Raw genomic sequence first — 24,963 nt, 5'->3', positions numbered from 1 at the left:
ACTTAGATAGCACACCTTTTTTATATTTCCTATAGTGACCTAATTGTTAGTGCTGTTCGTAATATAATTATCAGGAACACAATAAAGGCCCCCTTGTTTACCTAAAAGGACAAGATTACCTTTGATAGTTACTTTATCTGCAAAAGACAAAAAAGCTAAATAACATTAAAATACAGATAATTAAAACTATCGATTTCATGATCGTATCTCCTTATAAATTATAAGTTTGAAGTTGTGGAACATCTAGGAACCTATTGTAAATAATCCCCAATTTACGCAATTAATTTATAATTCCTTCTATTAAGTTGAAACCTGTTCACAAGCCGCTCTTTCTTGATGAATACGTACAAGTAAATGTGGTGAAATCGACTGGGTTTGCAAAGATGCTGGCCACGCCCATTCTCTCGGTGCATTTATCCAAAATCATGTATAAAACACATTTAACTACCCTCTCGTTACATTTTATCCACGAATAAATCGAATACCTGATTTATCTAAAAATAACACCAAACCAGAGATCACTGCCTAAAATGTGTTGAATATGAGTCATAAAAGGTCTAAAATAACCACTTTTTAAGTATTAAGAGCTGATTATGTCTTTGCAAACGTCAATTCAAAAAGGTGTGTCTAATTTTAGTTTTATTATTGGTACTGGTTTAATGTATGGTGGCGGAGCTGCTCTGTTAGCAATGGCTGTTTTAGGAACCATTTCGATTGATCTTGTATTACTTGCTTATGCTAAAAAAAAACATAATGACTTTATGACCGGATGGATTTTAGGATCCATGTTCTGGGGACAAAGGAGAGATCCATTGCCTCTTCTAATTGCCTCCCCGATAACCTCGCTTATTGCTATTGGTTTATCTGTAGTTTTAGGTGTTCCTCATGTTGGTGTTGCACTATTGGCTGGATGGACTTTAGCAGCTACTGTTCTTGCTGTGGGTTATGCTTTAGTTGCTTTATCAGAAGCAATTACCCCTGAGCCTGAGTATCATCATAGTTGTGCTCCTGCATTCTAATTTTAAAAAAATATTTTTCCAGCCAGTAGCTTACAATGTATCCATAAACTCAAACGAGATTATGGATCACTACCTTTGCAAATTAAGGTAATGCAAAATGCCAATTCATTGCCTTAGACAAACCTTCAAGCATGATTTCACCGCGGATGCTGTTTCCTTTAGCATTAACTCTTGGGCTTAAAACCACAATACCTGCTTTACCAGGGACAACAGCAATAGTATAGCCAGACACACCGCTTTTAGCGGGCATTCCTGTTTTTACCATATGAGTACCCGTTTCATCATATAAGCCACAAGTTGCCATAATCGCTAAGGTAATTTTACACGTCTCGCGAGAGAGTATTTGTTCACCGCTACTAGGCTCTATCCCTCCATTGGCTAATAGGGTCGGCAGAAAAAGCATTTGTTCTAAACTTGCTTCATAGGAACACAGTGCAAAATATAAATCCAGTGTTTCAGGGACTTCTGCGCCAAGATTATTTCGACTTTTCAACAAATACGCGAGTGAGCGATTACGATTACCCGTTCGTTTTTCAGAAGCAAAAACCAATGGATTAATGCTAAGCCGTTGATTAAATAACTTTTGAATCCAATGCTCTAACCATCTAAATTGCTGCTCACCGGTTCCTGGAATATGTGAGCATAAAGTGATGGCTCCTGCATTTAACATGGGATTTGAGGGTTTAGGGCCAAATTGTTCTAAACGGGTAATTGAGGCGAAATCATCGCCTGATGGTTCAACCTTAACCCATTCAAACAATTGTTCATCACCAAATTCTTCCAATAGTCCTATCAAAGGGATCATCTTCGCCGTACTTTGCAAAGTCACTGACTGCAGAGGATTATTACTATAACAAAGAGGATTTTCACCTAAAGACTGCACTGCAATTGCTGTCAACTCTTGATTCACATTCGCTAATTCAGGAATATAATCTGCAATTTTACCCTCTTGATTTAACTCGGCGGTATGAACTAGATCTTCTAATAAGTTGATTGTAAGTAATTTTGCTGACATAAGAACCATTCGATTTAAAAAGAGGCTATTATGCTAAATGTAGCACATAAAACAACTCTTTTTTTTACAAAACAATCTCAGACAATGCGCTTAGAGCAAAATATTTACTCCAATTCATCGAGTCGCAATGATTGTTTCACGTTCCAAAAATCGTTCCAGGGATCTTCTTTTAATTCTTTTAGGCGCTGCGGCAGAGTTTTAATTGTATACACAGTATCTTCCATGCGCCCACTCAGCTCCTCCCAAGCAAGTGGTGTTGATGTAGGCGCATGCAGCCGGGCTCTGGAAGAGTACGTACCAATAGCGGTAGCAGTACGTTGATTTCGAAAATAGTCTATAAATATTTTTCCATGACGTTTGGATTTAGTCATGGTACTGATGTATTCATGAGGTTTTAACTGTTCAAGAAATTGTACAAAGACTTGAGTAAATCTCTTAACCTGCTCCCAATCGTATTCTGGCTTAATAGGCACAACCACATGTAACCCATTACCACCAGTGCTTTTAACAAAAGATTGAAGTTGGTATTGAGCCAAATGCTCGCGTACATCGAAAGCCCCAGCAACGACTTTGCTCCAAGGCACATCTGGTGCTGGGTCTAAATCAAAAATAAGAATATCGGGTTGTTCTAAATGGTCAATTTTGCTCCCCCAAGGATGAATTTCTAAGACTCCCATTTGCACCAAACTGAATAGCCCTTCCTGATCATTCAAATAAATATATTGCTCTATTTTATTATCATATTCCACCGCAATGGGGTGAAGCGCTTTTGGGGTAGTCTTATTATAATGTCGCTGATAAAAGCATTGCTCATAATTAGAAGGACAGCGTACTAAAGTAAGGGGTCTTAGAGAGATAAAAGGAAGAATGTATGCACTAATCTCTTCGTAATAGTGCAGTAAATCTTCTTTGGTAATCTGATCCTCAGGGTACAAGATTTTATTAGGATGGCTTAGCATAAATTCCTTTTTTGCTTTTTAGCAACCGTTTTTGCAATTTTAACTTCTTTAGAAGAAGTTACTTGTTCATGCATGACTTCAGAGGCTATTTTATCAGAACGTAATCCTTTAAAACCAGGATGTCTTAAGTATTCATCATTAGTCCATTCCGTGAACGCTACCTCACCAACCAAGTTCGGCTGTACCCAATGAGCTTGTGAAGCGCCAGGAAGCTTGGTTGTAAATGGATTGGGGCGCCGCTTATTTTTCAGTAATTGCTGATGAAGCTCGTTTAAAGTTGCTTGATTAAACCCAGTTCCAACATTTCCCACATATTCTACCTGACCTTCCTTGCCACACAGATTTATAATGTTCGGCAATCTCATCTGGCAATCTCATCGATAGTTTGGTGACTTAGTACACTTTTATCTAGCGCCTTAGTAACATCATAATCACTTAGAGCACGCGCATATCCATCTTGATGTTTGATTAAGAACCAATGATTTGGGTCTTTAAAACGAACCAAATTCCAACATCCCTTTAATTTCTTAGCATGTAGCTCAAAACGTAAATGACCTTTTTCATAAGCTAAATCAGGATCCTCATCTAAAGGCTGCCATATACCTTTATCCCAAAGCATAACGGTTCCTCCGCCATATTGTCCTTTAGGTATAATTCCTTCAAAACCACCATACTCTAGAGGATGGTCTTCCACCTGTATGGCAAGACGTTTTACCTGCGCGTCAAGACAAGGACCTTTAGGCACAGCCCAGCTTTTTAAAACCCCATGAAGCTCAATACGAAAATCATAATGAAGGTGGCTTGCCGCGTGTTTTTGAATAACAAATAAACGATTGGTTTCCTCACCTTTAGGCTCGGGAGTTTTAGAAAAATCTCTTTTTTTATGATATTGGCTTAAACTCATCGTGCATTCCTTTGCGTTATTTGCGTTATTTAGGTTGCTGAGATACTGCCTTATTTTTTTCATATTTTCTTTTAAGAGTGAGATAAAATCCACTACTGTATCCGGTCTTTTCGCTGCGTTAGGCGCGTTTTTGTCCGCGTTAGCAAGGCGTTGCTCAAGCCATTTTTGTAATGTTTCTCGGTATTCATTATGGTATTTTTCTGGCTGCCATGTGGTCGACATATTAAAAATGCAATCATCTACTATGTAATTTTAGCTCATTTCAGCCGGTAATTCGAATCATTACCACGACCTAAGTCTCTGAAGCTTTCAAAGAAAATCTTGCCGAGGAATTAATCCTATTAATAAAAACTAAAGCCTCCACTAGCTCCTCGGTTGTGCCCAGGAACATAGAATGTGGTTTTCCACAACAAATGAGGAAAAAAATAGTTGATTATCTAAAAATACATCCCTATTTTCCTTGATTTAAAAAGGCTTTTCTTAATACTAATAATTTATTCGATCAACTAGGCTTAATAATAACCATGATCAACAATTAAGGAGAGATGAATATGGCTGAAAAAAAACAAGGGATTGTAAAATGGTTCCAAAAAGAAAAAGGATTTGGGTTCATTCAATGTGAAGGGCAAGATTATTTTGTCCACTTTAGTGGAATTATTGCTGAAGGTTATAAAACTCTTCCTGATGGAGCTCATGTTTCCTTTAAGACAATGGATGGAAAAAAAGGCAAACAAGCACATGAAGTGGAAGTTATCCATAGGGCCTAATTCTCGAAATAAATCTCTTGGTTCTGGATTAAAAAGACCTGACAACATGGCTATATTCCCCATGCGCTCATTTATTAAAATAAATGGTTATGGGCTTTGCCTCAAATACAAAGCAACGATACCATTTGTCTCACTAGGGTCTGTTGCTTTTTCAAGGTCAATAGACCCAAACCAATTTTGCTAATCCAAATTTTTTTACTAGGCTTAAGGTAATGAGCATATATTCTAATAATTACTGTCATCAAGCTAGATGCTCAAAAAGATTCAGATAATTGCCTTACAATATAAAAATAAAAGGGGAATCAAATAGGCAATTTTAATACATTTTAAGGAGCATATTATGAACGCCATCGATTTTCTAATTAAAGAACATAACCATGTTAGAGAAACTCTGGCCCAAATCAGTAATCCCTCTCATCCTAATGAGAGTCGAGAAAAATTATTTAATTCATTATGTCACGAGCTAATCAGACATGAAGCAATGGAACATGCAATCTGGTATCCCTGTTTTAAAAATAACTCACAATTAGATCCCGCAGTAAGACATTTACTATCTGAAGAAAAACATGCGGAAAACGCTATTGAACAATTGAAGAATATTCATCAGCCCCATGAATGGGAAAAAAAATTTTTTCAATTAAAAGAAGAAATAGAAAAACATGCACAAGAAGAAGAACAGCAATTTTTTCCCGCAGTTAAAAAACTTCTAAGTAACAACGAATTGGAGCAAATTGGTTTGGATATGTTCCACTTTAAACAGGATTATGAGGGATCGCTTAATTAACCCAAAATCACCTTTAACGTGAGTATTCTTACATAAATACTCACGTTAAAAGTCAAGAGAAGGAAGACTAAAAACAATATTTATTTAATTCTTCCTCTATTAAATTTAGGGGGGCTTGCTTTTTATCCAAAGCATTTCCCGTGCTTCGCGCAACGCCATTTATTGGCTTAATTTTTGTATTATTCTCAGCAACAGAACAAGCTTGGTATTTTTTAAATATACGATTCAGTTCTTGCAGAAATACAATGTTCTCATTTTTAATGCGCGTTAATAATTTTTCGTCCTCAGTATTAAAAACCTTAGCCTGTTCATACGTTTCAATAATATTGGAGTGCAATTTAATTAAGTTCAAAATTGTATCACCCAACACCTCTTGTTTCCTTATATGCTGCACCATGTAAATCCCTTTTCCTTTTTTTCAGTATAAATAGAAAGAAATAAAAAACTCTATTCAGGTTTATACTAAAAAACACAAGGAAAACAAGTGAATTTTTTACTATTTATTACCTTAGCTTTCTATTCCCTTAATCTCGTTGGGTAAATAGGGAATCAAATTAATAAGTGGGTGTAGTATTATTGTTGATACCCGAATTATAGTGCCCAATAAAGGCGCTTCGAAAGTTTAATTTCTATGCTTTAATTATTCATCCATCGTAATCGCAAAGCATTTACAATTACCGAAACAGAACTTAATGACATAGCGGCAGCAGCAATAATTGGGCTTAAAAGTAGCCCGGTCAGCGGATACAACACACCAGCCGCCACAGGTACACCCAGCATGTTATAGATAAAAGCAAAAAATAAATTTTGGCGTATATTGCTCATCGTTGCTTTTGATAAGCAATGCGCTATAACAAGGCCACTTAAATCCCCGCGTAACAAGGTAATACCAGCACTTTCGATTGCTACATCAGTACCGGTTCCCATGGCAATACCAATATCGGCTTTTGCTAGAGCAGGTGCATCATTGACACCATCTCCAGCCATCGCGACAACTCTACCCTTCTCTTTCAGCTCACCAATAATACGACTCTTATCTTTAGGTAAGACATCCGCGACGACCTGTTTAATTCCCAATCGTTTAGCCACCGCTTCGGCGGTATTTTTATTATCTCCAGTAACCATGACGATTTCTATTCCCTTGTCCTGGAGCTCGCGAATGGCGGCAGGTGTGGTTGCTTTAATAGGGTCTTCCACCACTAAAATAGCCGCCTCTTTGCCATTTACAGCCATGCACATCACCGTCACCCCTTGGGCGCGCAGCTCATCTGCCTGTTTAGATAAAATGCTACTCTTAACCCCAACTTCCTGCATCAGCGTCGCATTGCCGATGGCAACATGATGCGCATTTACAGTTCCTGTCACACCTTTGCCGGTGGGTGCATCAAAATTTGCAACATCAGCGAATGCCATCTTTTTTTCCTGCGCAGCAATCACAACCGCATTTGCCAACGAATGCTCACTGTTGTGCTCCAGCGCAGAAGCCAGCATGAGTATCTCCTCTTCTTCAAAGCCTTCCGTCGTTATAATACGGGTAAGTTTCGGATGGCCTTCGGTAAGCGTACCCGTTTTATCCACAACTAAAGTATCCACTTTCTCCATAAGCTCTAGTGCCTCGGCATTTTTAATCAATATTCCATTTCTAGCACCTTGGCCAATTCCAACCATAATTGACATGGGGGTCGCTAAACCTAAAGCGCAAGGACAGGCAATAATTAACACCGATACAGCAGCAATAAGAGCATAACTGAACGCAGGTGGTGGACCATAAATTGCCCACAGAATAAAGGCAACTACAGCAATCAGGAGAACCACTGGCACAAACCAACCCGCAACCGTATCAGCCAGACGCTGAATAGGAGCTCGACTGCGTTGTGCGTCACTCACCATCTGCACAATACGCGCAAGCATGGTGTCATTGCCTACATACAAGGCCTTCATCACAAAACTGCCCGTCTGATTAATCGTGGCACCGATTACTGATGCACCTTGTATCTTGACGACAGGCATAGGCTCACCGGTGATCATGGATTCATCTACAGTACTAAAACCTTCTTCTACCTTGCCATCGACTGGTATTTTCTCACCTGGACGTACACGCAGCAAATCACCTGGATGAACTTCAGAGCGTGGTATATCATCGATATGACCATCCTCAGCAATGCGATGTGCCTGTTCAGGTGCCAATTTTAGCAAAGCACGAATCGCACCACCGGTTTGCTCGCGAGCCTTTAACTCCAATACCTGCCCCAGTAAAACTAAAGAAGTAATTACTGCAGCCGCTTCAAAATAGACAGCAACGACACCATTCACACCACGAAAAGCAGCGGGAAAAATACCGGGGACCAAAGCCGCAACCACGCTATAACCCCATGCCCCACCAATTCCAATAGAAATCAAGGTAAACATATTCAGATGACGCGTTTTGAATGATGCAAACCCGCGCTGAAAAAAAGGCCAGCCCCCCCAAAGTACTACTGGCGTTGCCAGTACCATTTGCATCCAGACCGACCAGCTCGCCGAGATCAAGCCAGCATGCACATGCCCGCCCATCTCAAGAACAAACACGGGCAAAGTCAGTATCAAGGCCACCCAAAACCGACGGCGCATGGCGACATATTCGGGGTTGGGTATATCTGTTGCCGCGATCGTGACGGGTTCCAGTGCCATACCACAAATTGGGCAAGTTCCTGGTGTTGGCCGACAGATCTCTGCATGCATGGGGCAGGTGTAAATAATGTTTGCATCCGTTATCGCAGCAAATACCTCTGGCTTTTTTGAATCATGCCCCTGGTGATGACAATGAACATGCGCCGTTGCTGGTCTTTCTGCTTTACAATGATCCTTCTTCATCAGCCCACCTGTTTGTATTTTTTACGAAACATGCACGTTAAAAACCTTTTTATCCAATTCAGGATGCTTATCAATAAACACCCATGATAGTTATTTCACTCTACATTAATTATACACCCCCTGATCAATATTTTTAAAAATTGATGGGACGGCTTATGTACTTACGTTCATCTTGGAAAATCAACAGCTTATTATCAATGGACAACCATTTAATCCGAATAGGCTGCGATGATTTAAGGTCAACTAATTAAAAAAAAGACGACAAAAACTAAGCTTAAGACAATGACTAAAGGATTAATTTTTTGTCTGGTAAAAAATTTCAGCATACTATAAAGAATGATTCCTCCACCAATACCATTGGCAATAGAAGACGTAAACGGAATCATCATCATCGTAACCATGCATGGAGCGGTTTCACTAATATCCGTTAACTTAAGATCGCTTAAATGCTTCATCATACAGCACGCAACATAGAGTAAAGCCGGCCCTACTGCAAAAGAAGGGATCATTTGCGCCAGCGGGAAGAAAAACAGCATTAAAATAAATCCTAAGGCGATAACTAAGGCCGTTAATCCCGTGCGTCCCCCTGCTTCGATACCCGTTGCCGATTCAATATACGGTGAAGTACTGGCAGAGCCTAAAAGGCCAGCTAAAGTTGATGCAGCCGCATCAGCGGTTAAACTGTAACTAAGACGCTTAGGATAATCTTCTTTATGTTTGAAAACCGTAGGATTAAGTAAGCCGATTAATGTTCCTGTTGCATCAAAAACCGCGATTAAGAAAAAAGTAAAAATTGCTTTTAAAGCGGTAGCGCTAGTAAGGCCGGAAAAATTAAGTTTGAAAAAGGTTGGTTCAAGTGAAGGAGGAATACCGCATAATCCTTGCCAAGATGTTTTTCCCAACAGTAAACCAAGTACACTGATACTAAGTATGCCAATAATAATGGCCCCAGGAATGCTGTAGTAATCAAGCACCAATATCAGTAAAAAGCCTAAGAAAAATAAGCCCGTCTCTGGTCGTCGAATATCCCCCAAGCCCATCAAACTATGCGTATCATCAATGATGATTTGATTCGTTTGTAATGCAATTAAGGCGATTAATAAACTGATACCAATTAAAATTGCAATTTGTAAATTATAAGGAATTGCCTCGATTAATAGCCGTCTAAGTCCGGTTAGCGTTACTAAAAAAAACAATACCCCCGAAATAAACACCATGGCTAAGGCATGTTGCCAGTCAATCCCCATTCCTTGTACAACGCCGTAGGTAAAATAAATATTTAATGCCATGCCAGGAGCAACACCAATCGGTGTATTCGCCATAATACCTGTTAGGGCACAAGCAAAGGCGGTCACTAAGCAAGTAGCGGTGAATACTGCGCCTTGATCCATGCCTGCATCATGTAAAATAGTGGGGTTAACGAACGCAATGTAAACCATGGTTAAAAAGGTCGTAACCCCGGCAAGAACTTCCGTTCTCAAAGTCGTTCCCTTAAGGAAATAGGATTTTAAATGATTCATGGAGTAGATGCTTGGAAGGAAAAGTTTATCCTACACAAAGATCAGGGCTATTGGCAACAACTACCGATGATGATGAAAAAACCACTAGCACCGGACTATTTTTTGTAGATAACCCCGATTAAAGTGCCCTACTTAACAGACAAATATGGGATAAGAAAGCGTAGGATAGTACGCTCACCCAATCACCTTATATCCCGTTGAATTATTAATTATTTCACGAGGTTATATTGATACTTTATGAGTACGGCGCCGGAAGAAGCCACAAAGAAGAAGAGGGTTTAATTTGCGCGTACTTAATTAATGCATTACATAAAAACGTACAGGATTATAATAATACTGTACGTTAAAAGAATTTAAACAGTAAGACAATTCTCTTTTGTATACCCATCAGTTGTTGTTTTAAGGGATTTAAAACAAGCAGCGGTAATGAGTTCATAATCCTCTACAGAACACATTGAAGCTAAGGTCTTAAATAATGTCTCCACCATTTCTTGAGAACTTAAATTATGAAAACTAGGCATATTATGGTTTGTAAAATGTGTTCGTAAATGCTCTAGATAATATTGTGGCTCTAATTCCATGATCTTGAACACGGTGAATGGTTTTAGCAACTTATAATAGACAAAAGACAGCTCCCGCTGCTCTTCTGTTGGATCGTCAGTATGAGTAATAGACATTAATAAAAACTTCACTGCAAATTGAATTGCGGGATTGTCTTTTTGATTACGATAAGTAGCACTTTGCAGTTGTAACAAGAGAGCCGCTTCTAATAAGGCATATCCCAGCATCTCCAATGTATGAGAACGCCCATTTTCCTCTTCCCATCCGCTTACCCAATTGTTGCATTTTTTGCTGTCTGCAACGTATTTTTTTAGCATAGTATTTTGTATTTCAAATGCATGATCCTGAGGTTGAGCCAAACTTAAGCTAACCTGATTTGCAACAGGAACCATAGGAGCCAAGAAAAACGAATGCATGGAAGTTGCTGCGGTTGCAAGCTCAACGAGTCCACCACGAATTTCAGGAACTGTTTTTTTTACTACCGCGGTAGCCAAGAGCACATCATCTAAATTAGGCGCATCTTCTTGCTCATGATGGAGAGACTGTTTCGTTTTTTTACGCCAGCGTTGCTCTTTTTCCTGTAATTTATGAGCCTCTTGTGAAGGTTCATTCGCCTCTATAAGCTTTCTTTTGCTTTTTTGTATGATCGAGCCATGTAATTTTAATTGCGGCATACAGAATCCTTACTGATAAATTTTAAAGGCAGGATTGTAGTAGTTAAATCTTAACAAAAAATTAAGTATTAAACCTTTTACACAAATATTTTGCACAGAGTAACGCCCCAAGAGACCGTGGTAGCCTGTATTTTCTTTCAGAAATGAAGCTTCAGCAATCTCATTTGTTCTACTAATTCCAGCCTCTTTTCCTAATGAGGCCGGAACCAGTGCACGGATTCCAAATTTACGCTAAACCAGGCGTAGATGAGAAAGAGGAACTTAAGATTTAGTTAAGTATTTTATAGTACAATATGTTCAAAATCACACCCAATGGTACTAATGATGTGGCGAAAAACTGAAAGAATATTTATGCACTCTGTAATGAAGAGCGTTCTCTTGGCAGCAAAGCATAATTTGGCTTTGTTTTCACTCGCAACCCTAACTGGGGCTAGTGTAAATTTTTTTAGAACGGATAAGGAATCTAAACACCCAATTGAATCGCTTCCAGTAGAAAAAAAAGGGCCAATATCCTACTCCATCATGGCTACCGGGAGCGCCGATGAAATTCGTATGCTTGCTGAAGATTATACTCAGAACCACGCTGAAAAAGAATTTAAAGAGTTGCTCGAAACGACAACATGTAGAGGCAATAATTCCTTGCATCTTGCCGCACAGTACAATACACCCGAAGGAATAGTTGAGTTATTAACTATAATGGGGGAAGAAATACTCCCTCTGACGACACAATCCAATCATTCAGGAAAACCTCCAATTCGTTTACTTAACCAAAATAAAACATTAGCGAGCAAAGGCAAAGAAGAGATAGATAAATTAACTGGTATAATGTTTCCGCTTACTCGAAGTGCGCCAACATCAGAGTTATCACAGTTAATTGACTCTAATGAATTGTTTTCAGAACGTTACTCACATATTAAAAGCGAACATTTTAAGTATAATTTAAAAATGGCGGTGCTAGTAATTAATGAAACACGTGAGGCCATTAAAAAATCATCGACTCATCATGCAATTAATTTACCCTATTCAAAAACGAAGCAAGATGAGATGAAAGAGGTTACAGCAGCAATTATTTCTATGCGCCGAAGAGCTTTTTTTGCTAGTTTATTCTCCTTTAAAGACGCTTCAGAAATAAGAGCCCGCTATGCGCTCGAAAGAGAGGTTGGTAATTGTGGCGAATTAGCCGTACTTGTTTATGTGAGTTTAAAGAAAAAAGGATTTAACTCATCCTGTGAAATTTTTGAGATTACCAATGGTGATCATGTTTTTAATGTAATTGATCGTCTTCCTGGAAGTAAGCTAAATGATCCGAGCACTTGGGGAGAAAATGCATTAATTGCTGATGCATGGAGTGGTGATGTTTATCTGGCAAGTGAATTACCTCTTCGTCTGAAAGCCTATCATTTTGTTAATTATAAGCAAAAAGAACAGCATTATCTTGCACCATTTAATCCTTATTTTCATAAATTTAAGATCCATAATACATATTATCCGGACGTAGAAAAAAAAGAGCGCACTGAAAATTCACAGTGTACGATAAGTAGAATTTGATAAAGCCACATGAATGATAATACAATTAATCTTAAACTATGCCAGGAGCCAACCGACAATAAATCACTTATCTTAATGACAATGCTCTCAACCACTAACTCCTTAACTGCGCATTGGCAGTTTTATATGTGTTAATGGAGGAAAGGCTATTAGAGCGTGTTTACGGGCAAAAATTAAATAATAAACCCACCTTGAACCGTTGTTACACAAATGATATTTTGTTCAATATCACCTAAATTATATATGGATATCAATGAAGCAATCATTTTCAGTAAGAAAAACAGTTACAGCTATACTCTCTTTTCTGCTACTAACTATCGCCCATGCGGGAACTCATTTGATCACGTTTATCCCGTTAACAGAGAACCATATTTCTGTTCCCGCTAATGGTGTTAAAATCATCAAATATCAAGTGACGAACCACTCAAAAAAAACGCATACGCTGATGATGCAGCCTATAACGGGTATCAGCCAGATAACCACCACTGAAAATTGTCCTAATCCATTTGTTTTAGGTTCTAAGCAATCATGTATTTTGAGTTTGCAAATTCTAGGAAATACTTTGCAAGATCATATAACAACTGGTCCCAAAGTATGTGAGCAAGGTAATCGTTTAATGTGTTACCAACCCAGCTATGACAATCGCTTGAACATAACCCAAGGGGCTCCAGAATACACCATAAGCGGTACGATCACAGGTCTTACAGGTACGGTGACCCTGTTAAATAATGGTGCGGAAACAACATCGATTAGTACGGACGGTTCGTTCACCTTTTCAACCCCTATGGTTGAAGGCAGCACCTACCATGTGACTGTAGGCACACAACCCCTAGATCAAACGTGTACCGTAGTCTCTGGCTCAGGCATTATAAGTAGCGCTGATATAAACAATATTACGGTGACCTGTTCTATAAATACCTACACAGTTGGTGGCACGATCACAGGTCTTACAGGTACGGTGACCTTGTTAAATAATGGCGCGGATATAACCTCGATTAGTACGGACGGTTCGTTTACCTTTTCAACCCCTATAGCTGAAGGCAGCACCTACCATGTGACACTTGGATCACAACCCACACATCAAACGTGTACTGTAGCCTCTGGTTCGGGCACTATGGGTGGCGCTAATGTGACCAATGTTACGGTGACTTGCTCTACCAATACCCACATGGTAAGCGGTACAATTACAGGGCTTAATGGTACAGTGACTTTGTTGAATAATAGTATTAATTCTACCTCACTTAGTACGAATGGTTCCTTTACCTTTTCAACGCCTATAGCTGAAGGCAGCACCTACCATGTAGCTGTAGGAACACAACCCACCGAACAAACCTGTACTATTACGAATGGTAGCGGCACCATGAGCAGTTCTGATGTAACTAATGTTACAGTGAACTGTGTTACCAATAACACGACCTTAACAGTAAGCGCAAAAGGAACGATTCCTGTTAACTCTGGAAGCGGTAGTATCACTGTAACCAACACAGGTGGAACCTATGCCGCGTATAATGTCCATGCTGTATTGCCTGGCGGCTGGACTGGTGTAACACAAGATGCCAGTGGATGTGCTACTATAGCGCCACATAACGGCACATGCACATTACAATTTACCTCAACTACGCCTTATGTTGCTCAAGGAAATATTACAATTACGGGGGATAATATTAGTTCGTCGCCTAAAACAGCGCTTGCTTTTACTCTGAACAACTATTTGGTCTGGTCTATAACGGGTAATACAGCTCTTGTTGTGGCTAGCAGTGATGTATCGGCATCCCAAGCTTGGAGCACGAATTTTGATATACTTAATATAACCGAAACATCGACGAATCCGCCAAATGCTTGTAATAGTGCAACGGATGGCTCCTGTAACTCAAGTCAACTTGAGGCGCAATATGGAACATCCTACACAGATTATGCGGCTGGTCTTTGTTATGAAATAACCTCGGATAATAGTGGTTCTGTATCACCTGGTACGTGGTATCTACCCGCTATCTGCCAAATGGGAAATATAATTGCAACGTGTACCGCTACCGGAGAATTGGCCAATATCGATACCAACTTGTTTAAGCTTGGTTTTGGTGGTTTTGCAAGTGGCTATTCCTACTGGAGTTCTACCGAGTATGGTGCTGCTCCCAGATACGATGCGTGGTTTCATGGTTTCAACTTAGGCACTAGCATTCAGAACCACACTTATAAGGGAAGCACGTCCTACCGCTACGTGCGTTGTGCTCGCGCTATAACTTTTTAATCCTCACTTTGTTCATAAGGCCACTACGTGGCCTTATGAAGGCTAGAGTGTAAAAGCTCATTTAAGTAAATTGCTCTGGTTTACCCTGAATATATAATATTATGTTAATAATTAACTGCTATTATTTACTAAACAATTCAATGTATAAGTGTCATTATGACCACAAAAGCCGCCCAAGATTTTATACAACGTACATCAACATATGAGCCTGAAGACGATGGACTGTTATTCAAATCGTGGTATGATGGAGAGGATGTCAAACGCCTTATTCTACCTCAATTTCTAGCTCTAGATCCGCAAATTAAAAAAGAGATGCTGACCCCTTATATTTTTTTTGATGGAGCTGATAATTGGTCCCTAGATGATAAATTAGCACCATTAGTGGATGAATTAGAGAGCTCGGATAAAAAATATTACCCTTTTATATTTAAACCTGAAGTTGCTAGTGCTCACTATGTGGCTGGATTTTTAAGAAAAAACGAGGACATAGAACAAAGTATTTCTATTGTGATCTTTAATCCAACAGGGACTACCTTACGTATAGATTACGGGGATTATGGGTACCATCTTCGTTTAGTACCACAAAACGATGTTAGTGATGATGAATCTGAGAAATCTACAAATGTTATAATTGATGAGATAGCAATTGATAACCACTCAGATATCTATATGGAAATTAGCGATGGTATGCTTAAATACGCCTTATTAAATCCTGACATAGAGCAAATAACAAACTCATTTACACAAACTGAGTTACAAGAAATGGGTATAAACATTGATTTAAGCATACCTCTTACAATCGAAGTGCTTAATCGTGCACTGAAACCTAATTTAGCCAAAATTTTAGAAAAAACATTGCAACGTGGAGAAACAGAAGAAAAAATTGAAATTATTTCCTCTCCTCATAAGATACAAACCATAGAAAGAGATGAAGGAAAACTCTCTTCATGCGGCCCTATTTCAGTAGCATTTATTTCGTATGTTATGGAACATCCAGAATACATGGCTAGTGTGGACAAAAATTTCCTATTGCCTACTTTTTTATCTGACTTATTAAAAGGCAGCAATACTGAATATAAAGACTTTATAATGAAGTTGCGTCAGCAACATTATAATTATCTGCAAACAGTTCAAGATAATTTATTAGTCGAAATTGAGCCAAATCAGGAACGAGTCACAGCTGCAATTTTAAGTGCATATGACCAAAAACATACGGATACGTCATCAGATGATTATGATGATCTAGATATCTCTGACTTTAGCCTTGAAGATTCCGACGTAGATGAAGAAAGCACTGAAGATCGACGTATATGATAATTCTCCCACTCTAAAAAGTTCTGACGTACATGATGATTCTCCCACTCTAAAAAGTTCTGACGTACATGATAATTCTCCCACTCTAAAAAGTTCTGACGTATATGATAATTCTCCCACTCTAAAAAGTTCTGACGTATATGATAAAATAGATAGCTCAAAAAACGCTCCTACAAATGCTCCTGCAGAATATATTGGTAAGAATGAGCCTGAAAATCGTGCAGATGTTCAGTTTGTTAGACAACAAATAGAACGCTACAAAAATAATGCGATGAGTTACTTTTCAATTAATAATAAAAAGAAAGCTGATGCAGTGGAAAAAGCGCTAACAAAGGCTCTTGACAATAAAGTGCAAGATGTGCGACTTGATTCTGGAGTGCAAGAAGCATTAGCAATACATCGAATTTTTGGCTTTTTTGGCCATAAGAAAACAACCGCAACAAAAGAATTAGAAAAGAATTTGCCTAAACCACCGACATTGTAATAGCGCAGTGATTTATTATTTCAAGCAAGAAATAATAATAGCTGAGGTTGATGGGAATGCTTTTTCTTGTTGCCTCTATAAGTGTTTATGCTAGTTATAGAGGTTATTTCCTCATTAGCGAGATTATGCCAATGAAACAAGGTATCCTGTAAGTTGAGGAAGTTCAGAGTATTGTACACGAGGATAAAGGCATCATTTTTGACTCTTGCTGCTGCGTATTACTTGAGGAAAACATTGAAAACCGTGAGCCTGCCAAAGAAGAGAGCGAGCTTCCTATTTCTTTAGATTTATTCAGTTGACGCAAGAGATTACACGAATCGGATAAAGTAATTAAATCTCCAGGTGTCATCAAGTTTTTTTCCCTAAGAGCACAAATCATCGCTCGAAGTACAACAACAACGGGCGCCGTCATACCAGCCAGACACCAAAACACAGGCCCAAGATGCATTCTAATTCCAGGGCTTAAACCCAAGCTCAAGCCACTCAGCATGCTAAAACCCATTAATGACAAGATCGCAATTATCTGGGCGTCTACACATTTACTCAGTAGCTGAGCTCTCTCGATAGCGCCACTATCACAATTATCATCTGAACCCCAGGTAAACAAAAAACCATTAGTATCCAGGATGGTGGTACGGGCGTTGCTGCAGGTAATCTGTAGCACTTTGCTGGCTAATGCAACTGCTGTGAAGCTATTTGTATTTCTTTTCGTGGTAGAGTAGTAGCCTGATTGTCCACAACTATTGAGTCCAGTTGTATAGATCCCCTGTTCAGTAATAACAACGCTGTGACAATCACCGCAAGCAATGTGCCGTATTTTTCCTGGTAAGGTAACTGCAGTAAAGGTGCTTATAGCTACATTATTTTTTGTGCCTAATTGACCAGAGTAATTACACCCGGTGGCATAAACCTGATTTTCGGAGGCTATGAGGCTGTGAAACTGGCCACAAACAACTTTTAGTATACGATCTGCTGGTATGGTAACGGGAGTGAAGACCAGCTTGTTTAGCTTATCCCCTGTGCCTAATTGACCAAAGGCATTATATCCTGTGGCATAAACGCTCTTTTCAGTAACCATAAGGGTATGAGCAGCACCACAGGCAATCTGCAGTATTTTTTCAGATACGGTTGCAACCTCAGTAAAGGTATTTCGATCAAGCTCATCCCCAAGACCTAATTGGCCAGAGGTATTACTTCCAGTAGCATAAACAACTCCTTTTTTAGTGACTATCAACGTGTGCTTTTTTCCACAGGAAATCTCTTGTATTTCATCGTCTTCATTCAAAAAGGAGCGCTCAACAGGCTCAAAGGTAAGTCTTTCGGAATTATCCCCAAGACCCAGTTGACCACTATCATTGGCTCCACAAACAAAAAGTTCCTTTTTAGTGAGAATGACTGTATAACCGAGGCCACAGTATATCTGTAGTATTTTGCCCCATGCAGAACAGGATTTTTGTTGGAGCGCAGGCAGAAGAGCGGATGGCCTGAACTTGTCTCCAGTACCTAATTGACCATTGCTATTCTCCCCAGAAGCAAAAGCCTTTTTTTCCATAACCAAAATAGTATGGTTGGCACACGATCCACTCGATAAGATAATTTCAGGGTTTTCAGTACCGCCTCTTCGTATTAATTCCCATGAAACTGCCTCTCTATTTTTTTTGCAGACTGCGGCAAATTGTTGCAGGTCTTTAAATTTTAAATAAGGAAGAATATTATAGGGTAGGAGGTCATTTTCATAAACCAGAGCATGTGAGGAAAAGTCTAATCTCTCTTTTGGTTTGGTTGTCTCCATGGTATGTTCCTTTGTTAGAAGGTATATGGAAAAGGTACTATTATTTTTGCAATGGAGCCCTTTATTTTGTATGGTTCATGCCTTTTGCAAAATAGCGCCATTCTCTCTCACAAGTAGCTATCTTTAATAGTTCCTATCAAGAGCAAAACTTCCTTGGTATTTTTCAATACCTTCGGTTGCTTTTGCAGGCTGAAAAAAACCAACCGAATTCGGCTTCTTTTCTAATTCCGTTGACAATTATGAGTGCAATGTAATGAGCTTTTAATCAAAAAAATCAAATAGTGTAAGCATCATTTTGTGTCCGGGCGGGTATAGCAGCTACATTCCCGAGGTATGTGCATGTTTTGCATTATGGTTTCTTATTTCCCCCATCTCAGTAAACACATTACTTGAAGTGGCCTTACAATGAAATAGTTTTGTAAAGAATCCTGGTCTTGAATCAAGTAAATTTCGTTTCTCATTTTTTGTAGTATATAAATCAATAATTGGTTGCAGTATCACACTCTGAAGAAACAAAAAGTCGTTTACCCCTGAAAATTCGTGTTGCATCCGCTGTCGGGCTTTAAATTCTTGATATTTTGGAGATACTTCAGATATTTCAAATGCATTGGCTTCAAAAAATAACTGTGCGGACTTAGGGAATTGAAACAATTCATAAGCTAAAAAATATTTTTCCAACGTTGTATTCCGCATAAAAGCATTCGCCCCCTGATCCGGGGTTAAACTTATCATCCGAGCAGTCAATTGATGAAGAACTTCTCGTGTTAACTTAGGGGCGACTAATAAAATAAAATCAATTATTGCATCCATTTGGCTGTGATTTTTCTCAGTCATCGGCTTGTTTGGATGGACATACCCCTCTGATTTTGGAAATGAACTTTTATCCATTAAAATAGTTAATTCATGATCAGTAATCGTTCCATTAATTAATTTTTTTTCATAGGCAGTTATTAACTTTTTAGTTTGCTTTAAAGGCATAATTTTCTCTTAAATTAATTTTAGTGCGATACAACCCCTCGCTAAACGCGCCCTGGTATAATTATCTATTATTTTATAGTTACATAATCTGCATTAAAAACATCGAGCACGTTCTTATAGAATAGTTCGTTATTAGTAATTTTACAGAAACAGGCATAGCTAGTGGCAGCATCTTATGGTTTGTGTCATCAGAGGCCACTTTTATATGATGCTGCATTTTTTCTTAAAAACACAATGAGGCTAGGCTCGATTGATTTTATTATTTACCAAGATCTCATAGAGCAATCGAATCTGCCCCATTGCTCATTAAGAAAATTCCCGGTCTGAAGATAAAATCTATATTCACTCTCGGCTTTATTATTGGGTGGGGTAATCCCCCAAATAAACCAATCTCAGCCTTCATTAAGAATTGGTTGGAGATCCTTATAAACCTTTGCCAGTCTAGGCTATAGCCAATAAATTGATTTTTTCGTTGGATATCAAATTTTTTATAAATTCATGTACATAATGCAGTGAGTGAACGCATTATTAATAGTAAGTTCAATCGCTGTTTGCCAACCAATTTTCCGCTACTTATTCACATATTATTAGTGCTGTTCGAAAAATAACTATAGGTTGCATATGAAGCCAAAGCACCTCCAATTACAGCAGTGGTTTTAAAAATTCCTATGCTTTTTAGACAATTACTGTATGTTGGCTTAGGATTATAATCTTTTAATACAAGAGCACACTCAGACAAGTTTTCATCTTTACCTTCTAACTTCTGATGATACAAATTCAGAAAAATGGCAACACTCTCTTTAGAAATAAATTCTTTGGCTTTAATTTCATTATCAAAATGCATTGCTCGACTTGTCGGACTAATTTCAATCTCTCTGACTAAATTAACCTTATTTATTGTCGATCTATCTTGCAAAGTATCACTTAATTTTAACTGTGAAAAATCAAATTGAATACCGCCTTCCTCTAAAAAATCTACCACTTGATGAAAGGAAATTGCTGATTCATTATTATAAGGAGTTATCCTCCCATTATTTATCATAAATAATTCAGAACCCTTATGACATCCAGCAGTTACATCCACCTCAACATAACAATTTTTTTGGCAATATAGGTAGAATCGGTCCATGGCAAGCAATATCGGGTAATGGTTCATTAGTAAACAAAACTTGTAGCCTACTAATGTTTTTACAGCCACTCAAATCAGAAATTTGGCTTGATAAAGTAGTATTTACGCCACTTAGCTTATCTAAATATACGCCACGCATAAAGTTACCAGGCACTGGTTCAAATGCTGATGCAGCGATTGTCAGTTGTTCCTTCGGTATATTTTTTAATTTTTGACATATCCAAAATACAGCAGCACCACCTCGACTAAATCCATATAGGTTTAGTTTTACAGATCCTGTTTTTTTGATCTCTTCTTTTACTTTTTCAACAACTTCATTAACTTGTTGTTCTAAATTAAATGTAAAAATTACACCAAAATCTTTTGAATAAGGGTTATCAATACTGCAACCATTTAAACAAATATTAAGCGTGTCACTATCCTTTTTTACCAGCGCATTAAGAAGATTAGCAAGAGATGTAATTCCTCTATGCTGCGTTAAATCATGCGCCACCTCATCAGTGCCATTTATAAATACATTAATCATTTTAGGCATCTCATTTTCCTTTTTTAAAAGACAAGTACATTTCGTCCATGCTCAAAACGGGAATAATTACCATTGTGTTTTTCAATCAGCTAATAATTTTCCAAGCATGCTATTTGGCCGTAATAAAAACATATAAGAGGCCATATATACTCAACTTGAAGGTACTGAATTTATCATTAATACGTCCTCTAAGGGCTAGTAGGTACATCAATGGCATTCGGTTAAGCTTTTGCAGAGGCAATTTTGCTGCATCAAACTCCAAAAATCGTTGGTTCATATGAATAACTCTAAAACGCGAGCAATTTATGCCGTAAAAATTCCTTAACCGAATGCCATTGGTAGGTACATTGCCCCTGTTTTCGGACAAAATTATATAATTTATTAATACACATGTCATGAATATTTAAATATTAAGCTCAACGTTAACTTTAACATCCAATGCTTGTCTCCCCAACTTAGAATCAATTACTGGCAACAAGATATCAACCCTCAAATTTTTTATTCGCCTTTGCTATCTTGTTGTTAAATAATCTCATATCATCGATTTACTCAACAATGCCCTGTTGTAGCGCCAAAAAGTTAAGGAGCGTTATGATTGTTATCTTCGTCCATGGTTGGAGTGTCACGCATACCAATACTTATGGAGATCTTCCTAAATGGCTTGAAAATCAAAGCAAAGACGAAACGCTGGATATTCTCGTTGGTAATATCTATCTTGGGCACTATATCAGCTTTGACGATACAATAACGGTTGACGATATAGCACGTGCATTTGATCAAGCAGTACGGGATGAGATTGCTGATAAACTACGAGATGGGGCGCGTTTTGCGTGCATCACACATTCTACCGGCGGACTCGTTGTTCGAAAATGGATGGATTTATACTTTAAAAATAATCTTGAAAAATGCCCATTGAGCCATCTTATCATGCTGGCTCCCGCCAACCACGGTTCTGCTCTGGCTCAACTAGGTAAATCCCGGCTAGGCCGTATAAAGAGTTTTTTTGAAGGTGTTGAACCGGGACAACATGTGCTTGATTGGCTTGAACTCGGAAGCGATATGAGTTGGCAGCTAAATGAAAGTTGGCTTGATTATGATTGCACGGCTAATGGCATTTATTCCTTTGTGCTTACTGGCCAGAAAATTGATCGCCAACTTTATGACGCGGTTAACTCCTACACAGGAGAAGCCGGATCTGATGGCGTTGTACGCGTAGCCGCTACAAATATGAATTACAGTCTATTGAAGTTACATCAGGAAGGGAATAATGGTGATAATCTTGTTGTCGCCAAAATGATACGAACACAGCCTATGGCATTTGGGGTTCTGCCTGGACGTTCACATTCTGGTAAAAATATCGGAATCATCCGCAGTGTTACTATGGCCAATGCAGCCACTCATCCTACGACAATATGGGTTCTGCGATGCTTACAAGTAAAAAATCGTGACACCTATAATACCTTAGCAAAAGAGTTAGAGAAGATGACTCAAGAAACCCAAAAAAATGAGCATACAGAAGCAGTAAAGACACTTATCTATAAGCGCGAGTATAGCACCAATCGCTACTCCATGATTATTTTCCGACTTATTGACGACCGGGGCAATCATCTTGTCGATTATGATCTTTATCTAACTGCTGGCCCCAAATACAGCGAGGAGGCGCTTCCTAAAGGTTTCTTCGTTGATCGCCAGCGAAACATGCATAATCGCGGAAAACTGACTTATTTTCTTGACTACGATATCATGGAAGCAGGGATTAATACGCCCAAAATGCAGGGTAATCTGGGGTTCCGTATAAAGGCATACCCTGAAGCAAGTAACCAAGCCCTTGCCTATTACAGGTTGCTTGATTTTCATTCCTCACTCGCTGACATTAACAAAATTCTTCAGCCGAATGAAACAGTAATGGTTGAAATCATGCTCCAACGACGGGTAGATAGAACGGTCTTTCGTATTACTAACAACCTTAGTCCAGAAAAAATCAGTGCGAAACCGACTGGCAAAAAGGTAGATTGACATTTAACTTATCTGGCTCCGTTGCAAAAAAGAATCACCTTAAAAAATCTTAAGTTTTGGGCGGAACTCAACTGTATAAGCCAAATTGTTCATTAATGAATGATATTTCGGTACGAGTTCCATACATCCAGATATTGAACTGTCCTTTTTTAAACATCCGCATGATCTCAAAACCTTTAATCGTTGCATAGGCAGTTTTCATGGACTGAAATCCCCTGGCTGGGTTGATAAGGCGCTTAAGCTTTCCATGATCTGCTTCCAGACGATTATTACGGTATTTAATTTGTAAGTGCTGAACGTGTTCAGCAAGTATGCCTTCCTGTTTTGAACAAATAATTTCAGTTTGCTCATGTGACTTGGGAGAGGCGTATATTATAAGCCTTATGTCAAAATTTGACATCCACAACATTAATGGCTCTTATGATCTGAGTACTTTCAAACTACCTTCCAAAGAAGATATGTTAAAAAATGGAATGAATGAAATCAAGTACAAGTCATTGAATAGCGACAATTTTACAAAAGAAACCATTAAAATTATTTTAAAACAATGGATAGAAAAGGTTGAAAACGAATTAAACGCTCAAAATATCTCTTTCTATTCTCAACCAAGACTTGTTAGCGTTTTTTATAGATATATTCAATGGAGTTTATCTCTTGGACAAGATACACGAAACAAACTGTCTAATTTCACTGTTGGTTTTTTACAAAATAAAAAAATCTCCAAGGAAGTTAAATTGTTATTAATAGATAATTTAAAAAATGAAATGTATAACAAATGCATTACATTTTCAATCATTTTTGTATTTTAATGCTTCCATGTGGTTAGCTATGTTCCATTAATAAACTCCTTAACTCTTATTCTTAATTTTTTGAAAGAACATCACAACCTCTCTTACAGTAGTAACCTTATAGGGGGTTTTGTTTACTTTATAAATCAAACTTAAAATTAATTATTGACGTTACCAAAATGGTAACATATAATTAAATTATGAGAATAATAGCAAAAAGTCGTCTTAAAACTTATTGGGAATTGCCTGGCAATGAGCACATGCAGTCTTATTTAAATGAGTGGTACCATTTTTGTTCTAAGCAAATTTGGAAAACCCCTCAAGATGTTAAGGACACACTAAGAAATGCATCCATTATTGCTAATAACAGGGTAGTTTTTAATATAAAAGGTAATGACTATCGCATTATTTGTGCGATAGATTATCCGAGACTAGCCATGTTTATTAAATTTGTTGGTACTCACAAAGAGTATGATCAAGTGAATGCTTCGGAGGTTGAAAATGATTAAACCAATTCATAATGAAAGCGATTATAAAATAGCTTTAGAACGAGTTGATTATCTTTGGGGAGCTAAGCAAGATACTCCAGAAGGTGATGAGTTAGATGTGCTTCTTGTTCTTGTAGAAGGATATGAAAATAAACATCATCAAATGCCTCAATCAGATCCTGTCGATGCTATTTTTTTTCTAATGGATCAACTGAATTTAACAAGAAAAGATTTAGAGGTTTTTTTGGGGCCTAAAAGTCGAGTTAGTGATGTTTTAAACAGAAAACGCAACTTAACTCTGCCTCAAATTGTCAAATTACATAAGGAATTACACATACCTTATGAAAGTTTAATTGAAGAGCGTCATTATCTTTGAAATATCTCGGAGAGAAGCATGGATCGGTTTGAAAAAATATTGCATCTACTTAATTATAAAGAAAAAATTCCTAGCTATCATCGGGGAAATTTAATTCTAGCGATCATGGACTTTTCTTCCTTGAATAAGGATTCCGAATTAGAAGTAGCATGCCAAAATGAAATAGAAAGAATACGAGCTAAAAATCTCTCTATGTCTGATTAACCTAATTAATCATACT

23 protein-coding genes and 1 pseudogene are annotated in these 24,963 nt (G+C 38.2%); 11 read left to right on the top strand and 13 right to left on the bottom strand.

Annotated features, from left to right (window positions below):
- Nucleotides 1-593 precede the first annotated feature (593 nt).
- Nucleotides 594-1,019 (top strand): hypothetical protein, encoded by a 426-nt coding sequence (locus LDG_RS08740; protein ID WP_006870927.1) that lies wholly within the window; start codon nt 594-596, stop codon nt 1,017-1,019.
- Between the two features lie 82 nt (nt 1,020-1,101).
- Here the strand turns inward: LDG_RS08740 and glsA are convergent, their stop codons facing one another.
- From glsA to LDG_RS20205, 4 genes are all read right to left on the bottom strand, one after another.
- Entirely contained in the window at nt 1,102-2,034 is a 933-nt protein-coding gene (glsA, locus tag LDG_RS08735; RefSeq protein WP_006870926.1) for a glutaminase A, read from the bottom strand.
- 104 nt (nt 2,035-2,138) lie between these two features.
- Nucleotides 2,139-2,993 (bottom strand): non-homologous end-joining DNA ligase, encoded by an 855-nt coding sequence (gene ligD / locus LDG_RS20215; protein ID WP_006870925.1) that lies wholly within the window; start codon nt 2,991-2,993, stop codon nt 2,139-2,141.
- Nucleotides 2,987-3,358, bottom strand: a complete 372-nt coding sequence (locus tag LDG_RS20210; protein ID WP_050805537.1) for an ATP dependent DNA ligase — start codon at nt 3,356-3,358, stop codon at nt 2,987-2,989. Before LDG_RS20210 ends, ligD begins: the two co-directional genes overlap by 7 nt.
- On the bottom strand, nt 3,355-4,119 hold the full coding sequence (locus tag LDG_RS20205; RefSeq protein WP_006870923.1) for a DNA polymerase ligase N-terminal domain-containing protein: 765 nt from the start codon (nt 4,117-4,119) through the stop codon (nt 3,355-3,357). The genes LDG_RS20210 and LDG_RS20205 overlap by 4 nt, the downstream gene beginning before the upstream one ends.
- 329 nt (nt 4,120-4,448) lie before the next feature.
- Here LDG_RS20205 and LDG_RS08720 point away from each other — a divergent pair, with 329 nt between their 5' ends.
- Together LDG_RS08720 and LDG_RS08715 are read left to right on the top strand one after the other, a co-directional pair.
- A complete protein-coding gene (locus LDG_RS08720; RefSeq protein ID WP_006870922.1) occupies nt 4,449-4,664 on the top strand; it encodes a cold-shock protein in 216 nt (71 codons plus the stop codon).
- 340 nt (nt 4,665-5,004) lie between these two features.
- Nucleotides 5,005-5,448 (top strand): hemerythrin domain-containing protein, encoded by a 444-nt coding sequence (locus tag LDG_RS08715; RefSeq protein ID WP_006870920.1) that lies wholly within the window; start codon nt 5,005-5,007, stop codon nt 5,446-5,448.
- A 67-nt stretch (nt 5,449-5,515) separates the two neighbouring features.
- On the opposite strand, the gene LDG_RS08710 is transcribed toward LDG_RS08715, so the two are convergent.
- The 4 genes from LDG_RS08710 to LDG_RS08695 all read right to left on the bottom strand — a co-directional run bounded on the left by LDG_RS08710 (nt 5,516) and on the right by LDG_RS08695 (nt 11,056).
- Nucleotides 5,516-5,845 carry a hypothetical protein gene (locus tag LDG_RS08710; RefSeq protein WP_040535089.1) on the bottom strand — a complete coding sequence of 110 codons (330 nt, stop codon included), beginning with the start codon at nt 5,843-5,845 and terminating at the stop codon, nt 5,516-5,518.
- Nucleotides 5,846-6,084: 239 nt separating this feature from the next.
- Entirely contained in the window at nt 6,085-8,301 is a 2,217-nt protein-coding gene (locus LDG_RS08705) for a copper-transporting P-type ATPase (protein WP_040535088.1), read from the bottom strand.
- A 239-nt stretch (nt 8,302-8,540) separates the two neighbouring features.
- Nucleotides 8,541-9,821: an NCS2 family permease gene (locus LDG_RS08700; protein ID WP_040535087.1), complete on the bottom strand. Its 1,281-nt coding sequence runs from the start codon at nt 9,819-9,821 to the stop codon at nt 8,541-8,543.
- Nucleotides 9,822-10,174: 353 nt separating this feature from the next.
- Nucleotides 10,175-11,056: a hypothetical protein gene (locus LDG_RS08695; protein WP_006870913.1), complete on the bottom strand. Its 882-nt coding sequence runs from the start codon at nt 11,054-11,056 to the stop codon at nt 10,175-10,177.
- Nucleotides 11,057-11,407: 351 nt separating this feature from the next.
- Here LDG_RS08695 and LDG_RS08690 point away from each other — a divergent pair, with 351 nt between their 5' ends.
- The 4 genes from LDG_RS08690 (at nt 11,408) to LDG_RS08675 (ending at nt 16,650) form a co-directional block, all read left to right on the top strand.
- The gene (locus LDG_RS08690; protein ID WP_148263542.1) at nt 11,408-12,604 is read left to right on the top strand and encodes a hypothetical protein; all 1,197 of its coding nucleotides are present in this window, start codon (nt 11,408-11,410) and stop codon (nt 12,602-12,604) included.
- 253 nt (nt 12,605-12,857) lie between these two features.
- Nucleotides 12,858-14,852: a hypothetical protein gene (locus LDG_RS18480; RefSeq protein WP_006870910.1), complete on the top strand. Its 1,995-nt coding sequence runs from the start codon at nt 12,858-12,860 to the stop codon at nt 14,850-14,852.
- A 156-nt stretch (nt 14,853-15,008) separates the two neighbouring features.
- Nucleotides 15,009-16,166 carry a hypothetical protein gene (locus LDG_RS08680; protein ID WP_006870909.1) on the top strand — a complete coding sequence of 386 codons (1,158 nt, stop codon included), beginning with the start codon at nt 15,009-15,011 and terminating at the stop codon, nt 16,164-16,166.
- Nucleotides 16,135-16,650, top strand: a complete 516-nt coding sequence (locus LDG_RS08675; protein WP_006870908.1) for a hypothetical protein — start codon at nt 16,135-16,137, stop codon at nt 16,648-16,650. Before LDG_RS08680 ends, LDG_RS08675 begins: the two co-directional genes overlap by 32 nt.
- A 163-nt stretch (nt 16,651-16,813) precedes the next feature.
- On the opposite strand, the gene LDG_RS08670 is transcribed toward LDG_RS08675, so the two are convergent.
- From LDG_RS08670 to LDG_RS08655, 4 genes are all read right to left on the bottom strand, one after another.
- Nucleotides 16,814-18,442 carry an RCC1 domain-containing protein gene (locus LDG_RS08670; RefSeq protein ID WP_006870907.1) on the bottom strand — a complete coding sequence of 543 codons (1,629 nt, stop codon included), beginning with the start codon at nt 18,440-18,442 and terminating at the stop codon, nt 16,814-16,816.
- A 318-nt stretch (nt 18,443-18,760) separates the two neighbouring features.
- On the bottom strand, nt 18,761-19,420 hold the full coding sequence (locus LDG_RS18475) for a hypothetical protein (protein ID WP_006870905.1): 660 nt from the start codon (nt 19,418-19,420) through the stop codon (nt 18,761-18,763).
- A 577-nt stretch (nt 19,421-19,997) separates the two neighbouring features.
- On the bottom strand, nt 19,998-20,504 hold the full coding sequence (locus LDG_RS08660) for a hypothetical protein (RefSeq protein WP_040535085.1): 507 nt from the start codon (nt 20,502-20,504) through the stop codon (nt 19,998-20,000).
- Nucleotide 20,505: 1 nt separating this feature from the next.
- Nucleotides 20,506-21,084, bottom strand: coding sequence for a hypothetical protein (locus LDG_RS08655; protein WP_006870902.1), 579 nt, complete (start codon nt 21,082-21,084; stop codon nt 20,506-20,508).
- A 582-nt stretch (nt 21,085-21,666) separates the two neighbouring features.
- On the opposite strand from LDG_RS08655, the gene plaB reads away from it, so the two are divergent.
- On the top strand, nt 21,667-23,091 hold the full coding sequence (gene plaB, locus LDG_RS08650) for a phospholipase PlaB (RefSeq protein WP_006870901.1): 1,425 nt from the start codon (nt 21,667-21,669) through the stop codon (nt 23,089-23,091).
- A 67-nt stretch (nt 23,092-23,158) separates the two neighbouring features.
- Here the strand turns inward: plaB and LDG_RS08645 are convergent.
- A pseudogene (locus LDG_RS08645) lies at nt 23,159-23,416 on the bottom strand (DDE-type integrase/transposase/recombinase); the annotation flags it as partial.
- 133 nt (nt 23,417-23,549) lie between these two features.
- Here LDG_RS08645 and LDG_RS08640 point away from each other — a divergent pair.
- The 3 genes from LDG_RS08640 (at nt 23,550) to LDG_RS08630 (ending at nt 24,743) form a co-directional block, all read left to right on the top strand.
- Nucleotides 23,550-23,900, top strand: a complete 351-nt coding sequence (locus LDG_RS08640; RefSeq protein WP_006870899.1) for a hypothetical protein — start codon at nt 23,550-23,552, stop codon at nt 23,898-23,900.
- Between the two features lie 179 nt (nt 23,901-24,079).
- Nucleotides 24,080-24,388, top strand: a complete 309-nt coding sequence (locus LDG_RS08635; RefSeq protein WP_040535082.1) for a type II toxin-antitoxin system HigB family toxin — start codon at nt 24,080-24,082, stop codon at nt 24,386-24,388.
- The gene (locus LDG_RS08630) at nt 24,381-24,743 is read left to right on the top strand and encodes a helix-turn-helix domain-containing protein (protein WP_006870897.1); all 363 of its coding nucleotides are present in this window, start codon (nt 24,381-24,383) and stop codon (nt 24,741-24,743) included. Before LDG_RS08635 ends, LDG_RS08630 begins: the two co-directional genes overlap by 8 nt.
- Nucleotides 24,744-24,963: the final 220 nt, after the last annotated feature.

Source organism: Legionella drancourtii LLAP12, assembly GCF_000162755.2.
GTDB classification, from domain to species: domain Bacteria; phylum Pseudomonadota; class Gammaproteobacteria; order Legionellales; family Legionellaceae; genus Legionella; species Legionella drancourtii.
The sequence above is the reverse complement of the archived record's forward strand: the minus strand, read 5'-3'. Positions and strand labels throughout refer to the sequence as shown.